At 48.1% G+C, this 14,489-nt stretch carries 12 protein-coding genes; 3 read left to right on the forward strand and 9 right to left on the reverse strand.

Translation table 11 applies throughout. The annotated features are described in order from the left end of the window. The first annotated feature begins 14 nt into the window (after positions 1 to 14). Together deoD and B2U97_RS08070 are read left to right on the forward strand one after the other, a co-directional pair. Positions 15 to 725, forward strand: a complete 711-nt coding sequence (deoD, locus tag B2U97_RS08065; protein WP_286824163.1) for a purine-nucleoside phosphorylase — start codon at positions 15 to 17, stop codon at positions 723 to 725. A 118-nt stretch (positions 726 to 843) separates the two neighbouring features. Beyond that, a complete protein-coding gene (locus tag B2U97_RS08070; RefSeq protein WP_231378612.1) occupies positions 844 to 3,279 on the forward strand; it encodes a bacteriohemerythrin in 2,436 nt (811 codons plus the stop codon). A gap of 5 nt (positions 3,280 to 3,284) precedes the next feature. On the opposite strand, the gene B2U97_RS08075 is transcribed toward B2U97_RS08070, so the two are convergent. The 7 genes from B2U97_RS08075 to narL all read right to left on the reverse strand — a co-directional run bounded on the left by B2U97_RS08075 (position 3,285) and on the right by narL (position 10,741). Further along, on the reverse strand, positions 3,285 to 4,286 hold the full coding sequence (locus B2U97_RS08075; protein ID WP_272988394.1) for a malonyl CoA-ACP transacylase: 1,002 nt from the start codon (positions 4,284 to 4,286) through the stop codon (positions 3,285 to 3,287). Then, positions 4,283 to 6,469, reverse strand: a complete 2,187-nt coding sequence (locus tag B2U97_RS08080) for a thiamine pyrophosphate-dependent enzyme (protein WP_272988392.1) — start codon at positions 6,467 to 6,469, stop codon at positions 4,283 to 4,285. Before B2U97_RS08080 ends, B2U97_RS08075 begins: the two co-directional genes overlap by 4 nt. Positions 6,470 to 6,483: 14 nt before the next feature. Continuing rightward, on the reverse strand, positions 6,484 to 7,656 hold the full coding sequence (locus B2U97_RS08085; RefSeq protein WP_272988390.1) for an acyl-CoA dehydrogenase: 1,173 nt from the start codon (positions 7,654 to 7,656) through the stop codon (positions 6,484 to 6,486). A 20-nt stretch (positions 7,657 to 7,676) separates the two neighbouring features. Beyond that, a complete protein-coding gene (locus tag B2U97_RS08090; RefSeq protein ID WP_235598903.1) occupies positions 7,677 to 8,366 on the reverse strand; it encodes a helix-turn-helix domain-containing protein in 690 nt (229 codons plus the stop codon). Between the two features lie 85 nt (positions 8,367 to 8,451). Beyond that, on the reverse strand, positions 8,452 to 8,649 hold the full coding sequence (locus B2U97_RS08095) for a YfhL family 4Fe-4S dicluster ferredoxin (protein WP_011233443.1): 198 nt from the start codon (positions 8,647 to 8,649) through the stop codon (positions 8,452 to 8,454). After that, the gene (gene yegQ / locus B2U97_RS08100) at positions 8,646 to 9,944 is read right to left on the reverse strand and encodes a tRNA 5-hydroxyuridine modification protein YegQ (RefSeq protein ID WP_110012988.1); all 1,299 of its coding nucleotides are present in this window, start codon (positions 9,942 to 9,944) and stop codon (positions 8,646 to 8,648) included. The genes B2U97_RS08095 and yegQ overlap by 4 nt, the downstream gene beginning before the upstream one ends. A 137-nt stretch (positions 9,945 to 10,081) precedes the next feature. Beyond that, positions 10,082 to 10,741, reverse strand: coding sequence for a two-component system response regulator NarL (gene narL, locus B2U97_RS08105; RefSeq protein WP_272988387.1), 660 nt, complete (start codon positions 10,739 to 10,741; stop codon positions 10,082 to 10,084). Positions 10,742 to 10,989: 248 nt separating this feature from the next. Here narL and B2U97_RS08110 point away from each other — a divergent pair, with 248 nt between their 5' ends. Continuing rightward, positions 10,990 to 12,294 carry an MFS transporter gene (locus tag B2U97_RS08110; RefSeq protein ID WP_227016371.1) on the forward strand — a complete coding sequence of 435 codons (1,305 nt, stop codon included), beginning with the start codon at positions 10,990 to 10,992 and terminating at the stop codon, positions 12,292 to 12,294. Between the two features lie 21 nt (positions 12,295 to 12,315). On the opposite strand, the gene B2U97_RS08115 is transcribed toward B2U97_RS08110, so the two are convergent. Both B2U97_RS08115 and B2U97_RS08120 read right to left on the reverse strand, forming a co-directional pair. After that, positions 12,316 to 14,112 carry an ATP-binding protein gene (locus B2U97_RS08115; protein ID WP_272988386.1) on the reverse strand — a complete coding sequence of 599 codons (1,797 nt, stop codon included), beginning with the start codon at positions 14,110 to 14,112 and terminating at the stop codon, positions 12,316 to 12,318. A 74-nt stretch (positions 14,113 to 14,186) separates the two neighbouring features. Beyond that, on the reverse strand, positions 14,187 to 14,462 hold the full coding sequence (locus B2U97_RS08120; protein WP_114982138.1) for a hypothetical protein: 276 nt from the start codon (positions 14,460 to 14,462) through the stop codon (positions 14,187 to 14,189). Between the last annotated feature and the right edge of the window lie 27 nt (positions 14,463 to 14,489).

The following is a 14,489-nucleotide window of genomic DNA, read 5'->3' on the forward strand; positions in this document are numbered from 1 at the left end:
ACAAGGCGACTTCTATGACCACACCACACATTTCGGCAAAAGCCGGTGATTTTGCTGAACTTTGCTTGTTTCCTGGTGACCCGTTAAGGGCAAGACATATTGCTGAAACACATCTGGACAGTGCAGAACTCATAAGTGATACCCGAAATATGCTGGCATTTACCGGGCAATTTCGCGGTACACCCGTGTCGGTGATGGGATCCGGGATGGGGATGCCCTCCTGCGCGCTGTATGCACAGGAACTGTTTCAGTATTTCGGTGTTGAGCGCTTAGTGCGGGTAGGCACTTGCGGTGCCGTATCAGCAAACCTTAATTTGCGTGATCTGGTCGTTGCCCAGGGAGCCTGTACTGACTCTTCAATGAACCAAAAGCTGTTTGGCGGTTATGACTTTGCAGCAATTGCAGATTACAAATTGTTAAGTGAGTTCGTCGGTTATTGTCAGAAGAAGAACCAGCGTGTAGCTGTTGGCAATGTATTTTCTACTGACAGTTTCTACCATCCGGACAAAAAACTGGAGTCTCGGCTGGAAGCCATGAATGTTCTGGCGCTAGATATGGAGGCAGCGGCTCTTTATGCGGTAGCCGCGATTCATAAGAAACAGGCTTTAGCCGTTATGACGGTTTCTGATGAAATAAGAACGGGCAATGGCTTGTCGGCTAATGAAAGACAGACCGCTTTTAACGAAATGACCAAGATGACTTTAGAAAGTTTACTGGTTTATTGATCACGATCAAGCAAAAGCCACTTGGCAACCAACAACACTGTATTATGTGTGACTAATGCCGATGAATGAGCAGAATAAGCCGTTTGTGGTTGTAGATTCTGCCTGTAGTGGAGTGGTTATGAAGTGGCTCGATTGGTTAACTCGCCCTGTCCAAAAGTTATTTAATTTACTGAGTTTTAGACGAAAATTTAGCTTAATTGGTTTTTTACTCTTTATTCCGGTTATTGTATTGAGTTCGTTGATGGTTAATGACTCACTGGAAAAAAGCCATCAGGTTGAACAAAAGCATGAAGCCGCTCAATACTGGCCAGAATTAAGAGGGCTTTTAGAGCATATCGCCATGCACCGGGGAATGACTGGGAGTGAAGCTCAAAAACGAGAGTTTTCCAGTGAAATAAACCGTTCAGTGCAAGCCATTAATCGTCATTTTAGTGCTCTGGATGACCTCCAAAGTAAACCAGGCCAAAGTCATTTGCTGCCAGAATCATTATTGCTGGAGCTGCGCCGTAAATGGCAGGGCTTAAGCGGTTCAACGGACACTTTTCATCAGCATACTGAGCTTTTGGAAAAGGTCCAAAGTGCGTTAAAGCTGCTTGGCAAAAACTCCCAACAACTGTTGGAAAATGATTTGCCTAGCTTGTTCTTAGCACGTCTTTCTGTTGAAGAACTGCCGCAGTTAGTTGAGCAGGGAGGTCGCTTAAGGGGGTTGGGAGCTCAATGGTTAAGCGGAAAGGAAAGCCCCGAACTACAGCAGGATGTCACCATTTTAAGCTACGTGCTGGAAAACCAGGTTTCCGACTTTGTGGACGTTGTCGAGAGTTTATCCGAAGAAGTTAACGACCAGGGCTTGTTGATGCAGGCTAAGGCAGCCGAACAGCAGTTAAGATTATTTAGCGAAACTGCTTCTAGCAAACTAATGGAACGCAATATGTCGGCCAGTGACTTCTTCCGTGAAGGAACTGCCGCGACAGGGGCGTTATTTGCTTTTTACGACAGCGTTATTCCGGCTTATCACTCGAGACTTGAACAGCGCCTGACAAAATTAGATACGGTGATTTGGACCAACGCGGCTTTGATTGTCGGGGTGTTGTTATTGCAGTTACTGTTATTTACCAGCTTATATTTAGGAATTTACCGGGCGGTGTCTGCCAATATTAAAATGGCCAAACAGCTGGCAAATGGCGACCTAAATAGTTTGAGCTCGACAGAGGGGCATGATGAGCTGTCGAAAATAACTCATTACCTGAACTCGGTCGCTATTGAGACCAGTTACTCAGTGGATGCTATACGCAAGTCGAGCGACGGCATGGACAGGCTGGGTAACGGTAATTATCAGGCAATTAAAGAGCTGGCCGAACGGGCAAGAGCTCAGGCTTCGCAAATGCAAAGCGCAGCTGCGGCAGTCGAGCAAATGACGTCGGCGATAAGTGAAGTGTCAGAGTCAACTCAGAAAGCCGCAACAGAAGCTGATAACACCTTGATATCCGCCAAAAATGGGCAGCAGGTTGTTCATACCATGGTGACTGCCATTCAGAGACTTGAGCAAGAAGTGTCCGAATCTCAGCGTGTTATAAAAACATTATCTGAAGATAGCCAGTCTATCTCGAAAATATTACTGACCATTAATGACATTGCCGACCAGACTAATTTGCTGGCGCTGAATGCTGCTATTGAAGCCGCCAGAGCCGGTGAGTCCGGTCGGGGCTTTGCGGTTGTAGCTGATGAAGTCAGACAGTTAGCACAACGGGTACAGGCTTCCACTGGCGAAATACAAAGTGTCATTGGTCGGCTGGAGACCAACACAAACAATGCAGTGCAAACCATGGAGCGCAATAAAACCCTGGCGGGCGAAAATGTTGAACAAGCGAACCGGGCTGCAAGTTCATTATCCGACATTGTCGAAAATGTTGGTGTCATTAACGACCTGAATATTCAGATAGCCTCCACAACGGAAGAGCAGTCTGCGGTAACCATAAATATTCAGGAAAACATTAATTCACTTTCTGAAAGTGCACGAATTGTTGATGAACGCTCGCAAGAAGCGTTAGAAAGCTCAGCTCAATTAACGACTTTAGGCGGCGAAATTAAGTCTCTGGGCGACCGCTATTACATTGAAAAAGACGTGATAGAGCGACGTCTTTCAGAACAAGACGTACTCATTGAATGGTCGCCGAAGCTGGATGTGGGCATTGAAGAAATTAACCGTCAGCACCAGCGCCTAATTTACATTGCTAATGAGCTGTATCGCCTGAAGCTTCGCGATGGTGATCAGCATGCGTTACAGCGTCTGGTGGACTCGTTAATTAACTACACGGCTACGCACTTTAACTACGAAGAGTTGCTAATGGAGCGTAACGGCTATCCTGACTTAGAAAACCACAAGCTTAAGCACCGCGACTTAGTGCAGGATGTGATGCGCTTCAAACACCGGGTTGATAGCCACGAAGACGTGATTGATGAGCTATTGGAGTTCGTAAAAGCCTGGCTCATGAACCACATTATGAAAAGCGATATGGCTTATAAAGGACATCTCAACAGCAAAGGTATTCACTAGGGAATTTATAGCCCCAGGCTAATAACCGGGGCTTCTTCACTTTCTTGTCGCTGGGTAAAGTCATCTTTACTGGAAAGGTTTCGCCAGTTGGCTGCCACCAGGCTCTGTCCAGTGGCGCCACCCAGGCTGTTGCCAGGCCCCAGCAGTAATAATTTATCCGGTGCGAACTCTCTTAAGGCAACTGTAATGGCTTTGGTGTAGTCGTAATACTCGGTCACCTGGTGCCCAAAAGTATAGCGTTGCAGGGCATCCAAATGGCAGCCGGGCGGCTCCCAAATAACACCTCGGCCGTCTATGAGTGGCAGTTCGGGTTGTCTGAAATGGCTGCTGTCCCACACGGAAAGAGCCTGATCTGACGCCTCTTTCATTAACGGTGAATGGAATGCCGCATGGCCGGGTAAGATCATAGGAAAGCGGTTATCAACAGGCTCTAGTGCTTTACTGGCAGTGGTTACCGCATTCTGTGTACCCGCCAGCAGAACATAGCCGCCGTAACGAATGGATAAAAACAGCTCTCCGGCGTGTTGTTCTACCAGTTGACTGACGGCCTTTTCACGAGCTTTGTCCGGTTGCCACTGCTCGTTCATAATTGGGTAAATAAGCTGCGCACCGTCGGCTGCGGCAGTTCGCTTTGCCATGTCGGTGACAATAGACATTGCGTTTTCCGGCTGCCACACACCGGCACAGGCCAGAGCGGTATACCAGCCCATAGAGTTTCCGGTCACTGCCACTATGTCATACTGCTCGGTGTCAACGGCTTTAAAGTCGGCGTAACCGGCAGCAAAAATTAAGGCTGCAGAGTTCTCCGGCTTTAAATGCAAACGGTGATCGAACTTACTTTTCTGGTCGAGTTCCGAAACGCTAATAAAACCTTCGTTTTCGCGGGTTTTATCTAATTGATTGATGAGCTGGCTTTGCTGTGACAAATGGCGTTCAGTAATAGAGCCTAATTCAGGTTTGTTGTAACCACCACGACCGGGGCAGACGATAACGGCAGTTTGTTTCATTGGCCTAAATGCTCCTGTAAATACTGAAGAATGTCTTCTTTTCCAGGCAGAACTTTATAAGCGGCTGAACCCAGAGGAATAAAACTGTCTTTGGCGGTAATGCGGTCAACACGCTGCCAGTCACGCCGATGTTCGTACAGAGCGGTTACCAGCTCTTCACTTAACGAACCGCGGTTACGGCATTCGTCGACAACCAGAATGTGTTTCGCAGAGCCAACGGCCGCCACAATTTTCTCAATATCCAGTGGGACTAAATAGCGCAAATCAAGAATGCGGATTCGCTTTTCAAGCGCGAGTTCGCTGCACGCCTGCCGACTTAAGTAATAACCGTTGCCATAGGTGATAATAACCAGCTCATTGCCTTCACCATAACTGGAGGGTTCGCCGAGAGCCGGTAACGGCGCGGTCGCTTTAGGAAACTCATGCAGCCAGCCTTTATCGCCCTCTGCGAGCAAGTCGCGGGTCATATAAAGCGCAATAGGCTCCAGAAAAATCACTAAGCGTTTTTGGCAGTGAGCAAGCTGAACCGCTTGTCTCATCATGAGCACGGCGTCGTGTCCGTTTGATGGACACATCACAATAACGCCCGGAATATCACGAAATACGGCGAAGGAATTGTCATTGTGAAAATGTCCGCCAAAGCCTTTCTGGTAGGCCAGACCGGCAATACGAATGACCATACCGTTGTGGTACTGACCATTAGAGAAAAAGGGCAGAGTTGCGGCTTCGCCCCGAATTTGGTCTTCGGCATTATGTACATAAGCCAGGAACTGTATTTCTGGTATGGGCAGAAAGCCTTGCTGCGCCATGCCCATGGCTAAGCCAAGAATGCTTTGCTCGTCCAGTAAGGTATTCACCACACGATTTGCGCCAAAGTGATCGAACAAGTGGTGAGTCACGTGGTATACCCCACCTTTTTTGCCAACATCTTCACCAAATACCACGGTGTTCTGGTATCGCGCCAATATTTCGTGCAATGCCCAGTTAATCATTTTGCCTAAGGGTTGAGGCTTCTTAAAGTTGCGCTTATCAAACGCAAATACCGCCTGTTGCTGGGTGCTGGTTAGCGGCTGAGTATCGTCGGCCAGAGTTTTTGGCACAATGGAAGCCATGACCGACTCTGCGCATTCGAGCCTGGGTCGGGCAGAGGCTTCAGTGCCCACCCGACGAATGCGCTGTAACCAGCATTGTGCTTTTTCCGAGAGTTGAATGCCGGTGCAAAGACCCCGCTCAATGACTTGCGCTGCACTTTGCAAAAGCACGTCAGTTTCAAAACTTTGTTCTATCGATTCATTGCTGCGATAGGCAACTTCTGCATCGGCACCGGCATGACCAAAGAAGCGCTGAGTCTTCAAATGTAAAATAGCGGGCTTTCGCGTACGCCTGATATACTCAGCTGCCTGACGGGCTACTGCGTAAGTTTCACTGACATTAGCGCCGTCTGCATAGTAGTAGCGTATTGCTGGGTAATTCTGAAGCTGATGAGCCGTCCATCCTCTGGGAGTCGAGGTAGAAATACCAATGCCGTTGTCTTCACACACATAGAGAATAGGCATCGGTATGCCCTGATAAGCGCTCCAGCCGGTGGCGTTAAGTGCCCCTACGGCTGTGGAGTGGTTTGCTGAGGCGTCGCCAAAGTTACAAAGCACAATGGCATCATCCGGCCACTGGCCAGCTTGCTTTAAGCGTTTACTGAGTCCAATGGCGTAGGCGGTACCCATGGCTTTGGGCAAGTGCGAAGCAATGGTTGAAGTTTGCGGTGGTATATTCAGTGCCAGGCTGCCTAAAACCTTGTGGCGACCGCCTGAAATAGGATCTTCACTGGAGGCGCAAAACGACAGCATGAGGTCATATAGCGAGTTCGAGCCTTCTAACTGCTTGGCACGCTGTAGAAAGAATGCGCCGCTGCGATAGTGCAGAAAAGCCGGATCGGTTACCCGTAAAGCCGCTGCAATTGCGGCGTTAGCTTCGTGTCCCGCGCTACCAATGGTATAAAAGCTTTTGCCCTGGCGTTGCAGGCGACGCGATTCGATATCAATGAAGCGGCTCAGAACCTGGCTGTGAAAAAGTGCGAATAGATCTGAGTCGTTTAAATTTGAGTGCCGCGATTGCGGCGCAGGCAAGTCTGCCCGCGCCAGTCGCTCAATAAAGTCCTGTTGCCAGCCCTCAATATCGCAACGCATGGTAAGCCTCGCTACTAAAACGCAGGAATGTCGGTCTGTGAACGACCCAGAATTAACGCGTGAATATCGTGTGTACCTTCGTAGGTATTAACCGCTTCTAAATTCATCACATGGCGAATAACGTGGTACTCATCGGCAATGCCGTTACCGCCGTGCATATCGCGCGCCTGGCGGGCAATATCCAGCGCCTTGCCACAGCTGTTACGCTTAATTAATGAGATGGCTATTGGGTTGAGTGTACCCTTATCAAGCTCGCGTCCAGCTTGCAGGCAGCCTAATAATCCCAAGCTAATTTCGGTCTGCATGTCCGCCAGTTTTTTCTGTATTAACTGGTTAGCCGCCAGCGGGCGACCAAATTGGCTGCGCTCCAGCGTATATTGGCGTGCGGCATGCCAACAGAACTCTGCTGCGCCGAGCGAGCCCCAGGCAATGCCATAGCGCGCTTTATTCAGGCAACTAAACGGGCCTTTTAAGCCTTTAACTTCCGGGAAAATGTGGTCTTCAGATACCTCAACGCCATCCATAACAATTTCGCCGGTAATAGACGCACGTAGCGAGAACTTACCGTCAATTTTGGGGGCGCTCAGGCCTTTCATGCCTTTTTCCAGTACAAAACCGCGAATTTCGCCGTCGAGTTTTGCCCAGACGACAAACACATCGGCGATAGGCGAGTTTGTTATCCACATTTTAGAGCCAGACAGCACATAACCTTTGTCAGTGCGCTTGGCGGTGGTGCGCATACTGGCCGGGTCAGAGCCGGAATCGGGTTCTGTTAAGCCGAAACACCCAACCCATTCACCGCTGGCTAATTTAGGTAAGTATTTCTTGCGCTGAGCCTCGGTACCAAAGGTGTAAATAGGATGCATAACCAAAGAGGATTGCACACTCATAGCACTGCGGTAGCCGCTGTCGACACGTTCAATTTCTCGCGCAATAAGGCCATAGCTAACATGGTTCACACCGCTGCCGCCATATTCTTCCGGTAAGGTCGCGCCGAGTAGCCCCATCTCACCCAGTTCGTTCATAATCTGGCGATCAAAGTTCTCGTTGCGGTTGGCCTCCAGTACGCGAGGCATCAACTTTTCCTGAGCGTACTGATGAGCGCTTTCCTGAATCATTTTTTCTTCATCTGACAAAGCATTTTGCCAGTTGAGCGGATCGGACCAATTGAAACCAGCGGATGACATGTAACCTCCTGAAAAAAGTACTAAGCGACTCGGCTTTCCAGAGCCGTAAAGTCATTAATAGTGAGAATGGATTGCTCGGTGTTAATCAGCTGCTGTTCTTTCAGGGCAGTGAAAATACGGCTGACAGTTTCAACAGCCAGGCCCAGATAATTAGCAATATCCGTGCGTGTCATTGGCAATCGGTACTCACTGCGGGACAATCCATGTTGATGCATGTGCGTGCTTATTGAAAGTAAAAAGGCCACAACTTTCTGTTCAGCACTGGTATTAACAACGTTTAAGTAATGTTTGCTGCAATTTGCTAAGCGTCGACTCATAAGCTGCAGAAGGTTACTTTCAACTTTAGGAAGTTCCTGCGCAAATAATTTGCTCAGTCTAATTTCACACAGCATAGAGGTTTCCATGGTCTCACAATATGTAGCTGCTGAACCGCTGGCTAAGCTCTCAAGACCGACAATGTCGCCAACCATATGAAAGCTGGTAATTTGCTGCTTACCATTGCTGTCAATGGTGTAGCACTTCACCGAGCCGCTTTTTATTGCGAAAACTGAATTGAGTTTTTGCCCTTCACTAAAAACAACATTACGCTTGTTAAAAAGGTGCGGTTCGCGGCTGCATTTATCAAGAATTTCGACATCGGTTGGCACTAAACCGGCGGGAACGCAAATTGATTGCATGCTGCATTGGCTACATTGAATTGGGGTACGCATAGTCATCTCATCTGCTGAATTATTGATCTGGTTCACTATACAAAACCCTCCAGCAAATTTATCTACCTCTAAAGAGAGATGAGAGTTACCCCTTATCTTGTAGAATATCGACAGCCTCTACCGGACATACCGCGTAGCAGTTCGGTGTATCGTAATAGCCTTCACACTCTACGCACTTATCCTGATTTATCTCGTAAATGCTGTCGCCCATTGAAATCGCTTCGGTTGGGCATTCGGGTTCGCAAACATCGCAGTTAATACAGCCATCGTTAATGACAATCATGCTACTTTCCTCACGGTTGCTTCTTTTATCAGAAAACAAAAGGGAATATCGTTCTTCTCGATGCTAACCGGTGTCTGCAGTTTCACTTGATAACCGGAACCGGGCGCGCGGATCATGGCCTCGTCTTTAAGCGACTCCATGCGTGCCAATTGAAACGGATAATTACCTTTGGGTGTCATCAGCAGCAGTTCATCACCAATAGAAAAGCCATTTTTCACCTCAACCTCATATAAGGTTTTGTCGGCGGTTGCTGCTGCCAGTTGCCCGACCAGAATATGCTCGCCTTCGCTGTGCGAGCGTTCATAATTCTGCAAGTCTTGTGGCGTATGGCGTTGTAAGAAACCTGCGGTAAACCCACGGTTTGCCATACTTTCCAGTTCGCTAAGCAGCTCGTTATTAAAAGGCTTACCGGCCACGGCGTCGTCAATTGCGCGCCGATAAACCTGAGCTGTTCTGGCAATGTAATAGTCTGACTTAGTGCGGCCTTCAATTTTTAAAGAATGCACACCCATCTCAACTAAGTCCTTTACATATTCAACCGCGCGTAAATCCTTCGAGTTCATGATGTAGGAGCCGTGTATGTCCTCATCCAGCAACATTAAATCCTGTGGACGCTTCGGGTCACCAAGCAGTACCGGTTCATATTGACCCACAGCGTTTTCCTTTGCTTCATGCACCTCATACCCCCAGCGACAGGCATTGGTGCAGGCGCCTTGGTTTGGGTCGCGCTTGTTCATATAACCAGATAGCAGGCAGCGCCCGGAGTAGGCCATGCAGAGTGCGCCGTGTACAAATACTTCAACTTCCATGTCAGGAACTTGCTTGCGCATTTCAGCAATTTCTTTGAGTCCCAGTTCGCGCGACAAAATAACTCGCTCAATGCCTTGTTGTTGCCAGAACTGAAGTGCAGCCCAGTTGACCGTGTTGGCCTGGACCGATAAGTGTAGAGGTTGGTCGGGAAAGTACTGTTGAAGCAACATAACCACGCCGGGGTCAGACACAATTAAGGCATCTGGCTTCATGTCGACAATGGTGCAAATGTGTTCAACAAAACGGGCCAGCTTGGCGTTGTGCGGCGCAATATTGACTACAACATAAAAACGCTTTCCCTGCTTATGAGCTTCGTTAATGCATTCGCCTAAGTTTTCCAGGGTAAAGCTGTTATTGCGTACCCGCAGGCTATAGCGAGGTTCGCCAGCATAAACGGCATCTGCACCGTAAGCAAAAGCCATACGCATAGCTTCAGGGCTACCGGCGGGACAAAGTAACTCAGGACGGAAATCTGCGGCTGACATAAAACACCTGTATCACCAAATTAACGGTGAAGAATAGCAGAATCAGGGAATTGGCAGCTTGACGCAAATCAAGGAGAGGTAGCGAGGGTAGGTGTTGGCAGATTACCCTCGCGATTACGGGCGATTATTATCGGTCCTTATTGAGGCGCTTTATTACCCTGTAGGTTGACCATCCATACGGCGGCCTCAACCCGGGAGCGTAGCCCCAGTTTCTTTAATAAGTGTTTTACGTGCACTTTAACTGTGCCATCTGAAATATCCAGTTCGCGGGCAATGACTTTATTACTCATGCCTTTGGCAATTAAGCTTAAAATCTCGTGCTCGCGATTGGTTAAGTTACTCAATTGAGAAGTGGTTGACTGCGTTGGTTGGCGCAGTGCGGTCGCCAGTATTTCGGTAATGGCTTCGCTTAAAACCATTTTGCCGGTAACGGCGCGATGAATCTGTTCCAACAGCAGTTCGGGTTCCATGTCTTTTAGCAGGTAACCGTCAGCACCATTGGTAATTGCCGCAACCACATCATCATCAGCATCACTCACTGTTAACATGATGATCCGCGAGGTGACTCCTGAGTCGCGGAGTCTCTTCAGAGCTTCTATGCCATCCATACCCTGCATGTTCAAATCCAGAACGATTAAGTCAGGGTCGTGCTCTACTGCTAGCAGCAAGGCGTCCGGGCCATTACTGGCCTCTGCGACAACGGTCATGTCATCTTCCATCGCAATCAACTGCTTTAATCCTTTACGCAGTAGTGGATGATCATCCACGAGCATAATGCTGGCCGCTTCGGTTGTCATAGTGTTCTCCCTTATAAATTTAACCTGGTTAGTTTGACATAGCTTGTGCACAAATTCACCGCAGACAAGCATTACTTACACTTCTGAATAAAATTCTACTCCGAAAGAGGTAGCTGCTTACTCCATAATAAACCTAAAACTAACTCTTGATGTGAGTTGTATCCAAACCCTCATAGTTGCAAAGTCCTTACTCTGTGAATATGACAACGAATTGCAATGTTATGGGTAAAGTTTCGCAAGCGAATACAATGAGCGATGTTCGTGATTACCTCGGTTCTCGCGCGCTTTCCCGTGGGTTAACGCTGAGTGTGTTATTGCTTGGTGTCACATTTTGGGCAAGCTGGAGCGTTATCGTTGTATTACTGGCAAAATCAAACCTTAACTTAAGCCCGGTTCAGTTGCTGTCATTAGTCGCTATTGCTGGGGCAAGCGGTGCTGTGTCCAAGTTGTTAGGAACTTTGCTAGTCAATATCCTCGGACGATGGATGCCTACAGTTATTGCCACGCTTATGCTGCTAATGAGTATTATCAGTTTTGTGCAATTTTCAGCTGTGCAGCTGAGCTATCCTATATTGGTTGCTTTAGCTGCGGGGTCAGGCATGGGCTGCATGATGTTTGCGCCTGCATTCGACTTAACCCGCCAGTCAAAGGTCATGATCCCCTTGCCGTTGTCCATGAGCCTGGTTATCGGCATGATGATATTCTCTCTGTTTTTAGCTCAGCTGGTTGTGCCTCTGCTGGCTACCTGGCAGTTAGCTGCGGTAGATTCCGCTCTCATACTCGAGCGCAGCAGTGGTCATTTTTTCGCTCGCATCGAGGCTGGCCAGACTATTTTGCTAAACAATTTCAGTTTTGTCTGGGCGATTCTTTTTGGCCTGACAGCCATTTTGAGCGCCGCGGCTGCTTTATTGTCAAACCACAAACAGTCATTACCCAAAGTCACTTTAAGAAAGCTGCTGGCTCACAATGGGCACGTTTGGTATTGCAGTATTCTGTACAACATGACGTTTGGTAGCTTTATTGGCTTTACTATGGCATTGCCACTGATGCTGGAATTTGTGTTTGGTTACAGCACCTTAATTCTGGTTTGGATGGGGCCTTTTATTGCTCTGTTAGCCAGGCCTTTCGGACGTTGGCTGGCGACTATTTTTGGTGGCGCTCTGATAACGCAAGTGAGTCTGTTGTTGATGATGATATTCGGGGCTTTGGCTGGCCGCTACATGTATTTTGCTCAACATGGTGCCACTGAACTCTACTTTGAGCCTTTCTTCATCAGCATGCTGGGACTGATTTTTACCAGCGCCTTGGGGAACGGTTCAGTCGTTGTCAGTATGACCAAAGTCTTTCCCAGAACTTATACTCACAGAGTGTTAATTTGGGCGGGCACTATCGCTATGCTGGGTGCGGTTTATTTGCCCTTGCGCTTTGCCTGGGCTTTGCAGTCGCAAAACATGGACACCGTTTATATCGACTTCATTGTTTTCTATGTTATCGGGCTCTTGTTAAACGGTTTTGTCTATTTGCGCCGACGCGGCCAGTTCTATAACCCTTAAGAGTGTGGACGGTGTCTTTCACTATTGCAGCAAATAGTCCGGTGTAAAGGTGAAGCAAACTTCCGTGCCGCCGCTTTCCAGTCTTGAGATTTTTATTTCACCACCAAGATTACGACTGCGTTCCTGCATAATGGCTAACCCGTAATGATTAACCTTCTCCGCATTCTCAGGTAAACCGATGCCATCGTCAGTAATTTTAAGTTCCACGTCCTGTCCACTGGGCTGCGATAGGCTAATGTGTACTTCGCTCCCCTGACTATGGTTGACCGCATTCTGACTGGCTTCACGAATAATTTGCAGTAAATGGATTTCTTCATGAGGTACCAGCGGAATGTTGTTAAGACGGTAATCCAGATGGACAACCATATTACTTTGTTCGGTTAACTGTTTAACCGTCGTCTGCAATGCGCTGTAAAGGCCTGAACCATCCACTTTTAAGCGGAAGGTCGTTAGCAACTCCCGCAACTGTCGGTAGGCTGAGTTTAGGCCTTCTCTCAGTTCGCTACTGACATCATCTATCGTGGCGCGATCGTTCTTTTCAATGCCTTTGTGTAGCCGCGTAACCTGAATTTTTAAGTAGGACAAAGCCTGTGCCAGTGAGTCGTGCAGCTCGCGGGCTATAACGGTACGCTCGTGCATTAGTGCCAGCCGGCGCACTTGCTCTTCCTCAGATTTCAGGCTTTGCGATAAGGCAAGCTGGTCAGCTGTAGAGCTCATCAATTGCTGTTGCCAGGTAGCCAGAGGCTGTCCCTGTTCGCAGCGAACAATTAATACACCGTAGTTTTGATCTTCCCGTTTTAGCACAAAGCGATAAACCAGTTTGTCTTCTATTACCGAAGCACCAGGGCCTGCTTTAAGGCAGGTAGCGCAGTCACCGGCCTCACAGGGTTCGTGTGAATTGGGACGCGGTTGCAGTTGCAAAAACGGGCGATTGCCTTCTTCCGTTAACAGACATAACTCAATGTCATCCACTTCTCCAATTTCGTACAGCTTTTCGATAACTTGCTGGTAATTATTGTAGTCATAACTGTGCACGATAATGGAGCGGGCGGTATCGTACAGAAAGGACAACACCTTGTTTTTGCGCGACAGTTCCTGAGTTTGTTGCTCTACCCGGCGTTCAAGACCACCATAAAAGTAGCTGACGGTTTCCGACATTTTGTTCATTGTGCGGGACAGCTGGCCTATTTCATCTTCGTTATCGATTTTTGACTTAGCGGTAAAGTCGCCCTGACCCAAACGTTTGGAAACCGCCAGCAGGTGTCGAAGCGGTTGGTTGATTTTCCGTTTTAGCACGGTAAGTAAAAAGAAAAATATGGCAACGATAAAAAATGAGGCTAAAGCCAGCGAGCTACGAACCGTCTCCATTCGTCTTTCTGAATGCTCTTGTAGCTGGCCAACCAGAGTGTCCAGCTGATTCACATAGTTGTCTATGGCGTTACTTTGTTGCTGAGAAAAGCGAGCAAAATCCTGCTCTGCTATTTCTGAGTGTACCCGCTGCCATTCGGTTCTGGCGTCTTTGGCCAGCTGTTGAATGCTACCGCCAGCTTTTACGAAGTGACGATGAAGTAGAGGTTGTTCCCAGAGTGTATCTATTTCCTGCGCCGTTTCGCTGGCCTGAACTTTCTTGCCGCTAGATAGCTGCAGTGCAAACTTATAGGCTTTCATTCGGTGTGAGCCCGCAACGTTAATCAACTCCGCGTCCTGCTCTGATTTTTCCAAAAGCCAGAACGCAGAGAGAGAAGAGGCGCTGGCAACAATTACGATAAGCGCAAGCGATACTCTGAAGACATTAATTATAGAAGCGTTGCGTATCATTCCGGGCGACGTCCTGAGTGAAAGTTCCGGTACATGATATAGCATTTCGAAAGAGGGGAACAAATAAGTGCGGATTAATTCATCAGTTTATTGCGGTGAAGAACTTTCTCGGTTCGGCGCGCTAACTTCTCCATAAAAACTAAGTCCGCTAAGGTTGGTTCTGCCAGTTCGTTGTCCAGGTCGGCCTGCCATTGGCTGACTTCAGCATCCAGCATTTCCATCATTTTTTTAGAGCAGCCACGACAAATACCCTGGCACATATCCGCTTCTTTTAAGCCAAAAGGGATGTGCTTACGAATTACATTGAGTAATTGATACATTGCGGTTTTGGTATCGGGTTTGCGGCTCATACGTCCTCCAGTAAACGCCTCACAAAA

Origin of the sequence: Idiomarina sp. UBA3176 (genome assembly GCF_002364295.1) — a bacterium.
Lineage (GTDB): Bacteria > Pseudomonadota > Gammaproteobacteria > Enterobacterales > Alteromonadaceae > Idiomarina > Idiomarina loihiensis.

Excerpts from the sequence above, each read along its gene's own strand:
- yegQ (WP_110012988.1), bottom strand. The coding sequence starts at position 9,944 with ATGTCAGCCGCAGATTTCCGTCCTGAGTTACTTTGTCCCGCCGGTAGC.
- B2U97_RS08070 (WP_231378612.1), top strand. The coding sequence starts at position 844 with ATGAAGTGGCTCGATTGGTTAACTCGCCCTGTCCAAAAGTTATTTAAT.
- B2U97_RS08115 (WP_272988386.1), bottom strand. The coding sequence starts at position 14,112 with ATGATACGCAACGCTTCTATAATTAATGTCTTCAGAGTATCGCTTGCG.
- B2U97_RS08080 (WP_272988392.1), bottom strand. The coding sequence starts at position 6,469 with ATGCGTTGCGATATTGAGGGCTGGCAACAGGACTTTATTGAGCGACTG.
- B2U97_RS08110 (WP_227016371.1), top strand. The coding sequence starts at position 10,990 with ATGAGCGATGTTCGTGATTACCTCGGTTCTCGCGCGCTTTCCCGTGGG.
- B2U97_RS08090 (WP_235598903.1), bottom strand. The coding sequence starts at position 8,366 with ATGCGTACCCCAATTCAATGTAGCCAATGCAGCATGCAATCAATTTGC.
- deoD (WP_286824163.1), top strand. The coding sequence starts at position 15 with ATGACCACACCACACATTTCGGCAAAAGCCGGTGATTTTGCTGAACTT.
- B2U97_RS08120 (WP_114982138.1), bottom strand. The coding sequence starts at position 14,462 with ATGAGCCGCAAACCCGATACCAAAACCGCAATGTATCAATTACTCAAT.
- B2U97_RS08095 (WP_011233443.1), bottom strand. The coding sequence starts at position 8,649 with ATGATTGTCATTAACGATGGCTGTATTAACTGCGATGTTTGCGAACCC.
- B2U97_RS08075 (WP_272988394.1), bottom strand. The coding sequence starts at position 4,286 with ATGAAACAAACTGCCGTTATCGTCTGCCCCGGTCGTGGTGGTTACAAC.
- narL (WP_272988387.1), bottom strand. The coding sequence starts at position 10,741 with ATGACAACCGAAGCGGCCAGCATTATGCTCGTGGATGATCATCCACTA.
- B2U97_RS08085 (WP_272988390.1), bottom strand. The coding sequence starts at position 7,656 with ATGTCATCCGCTGGTTTCAATTGGTCCGATCCGCTCAACTGGCAAAAT.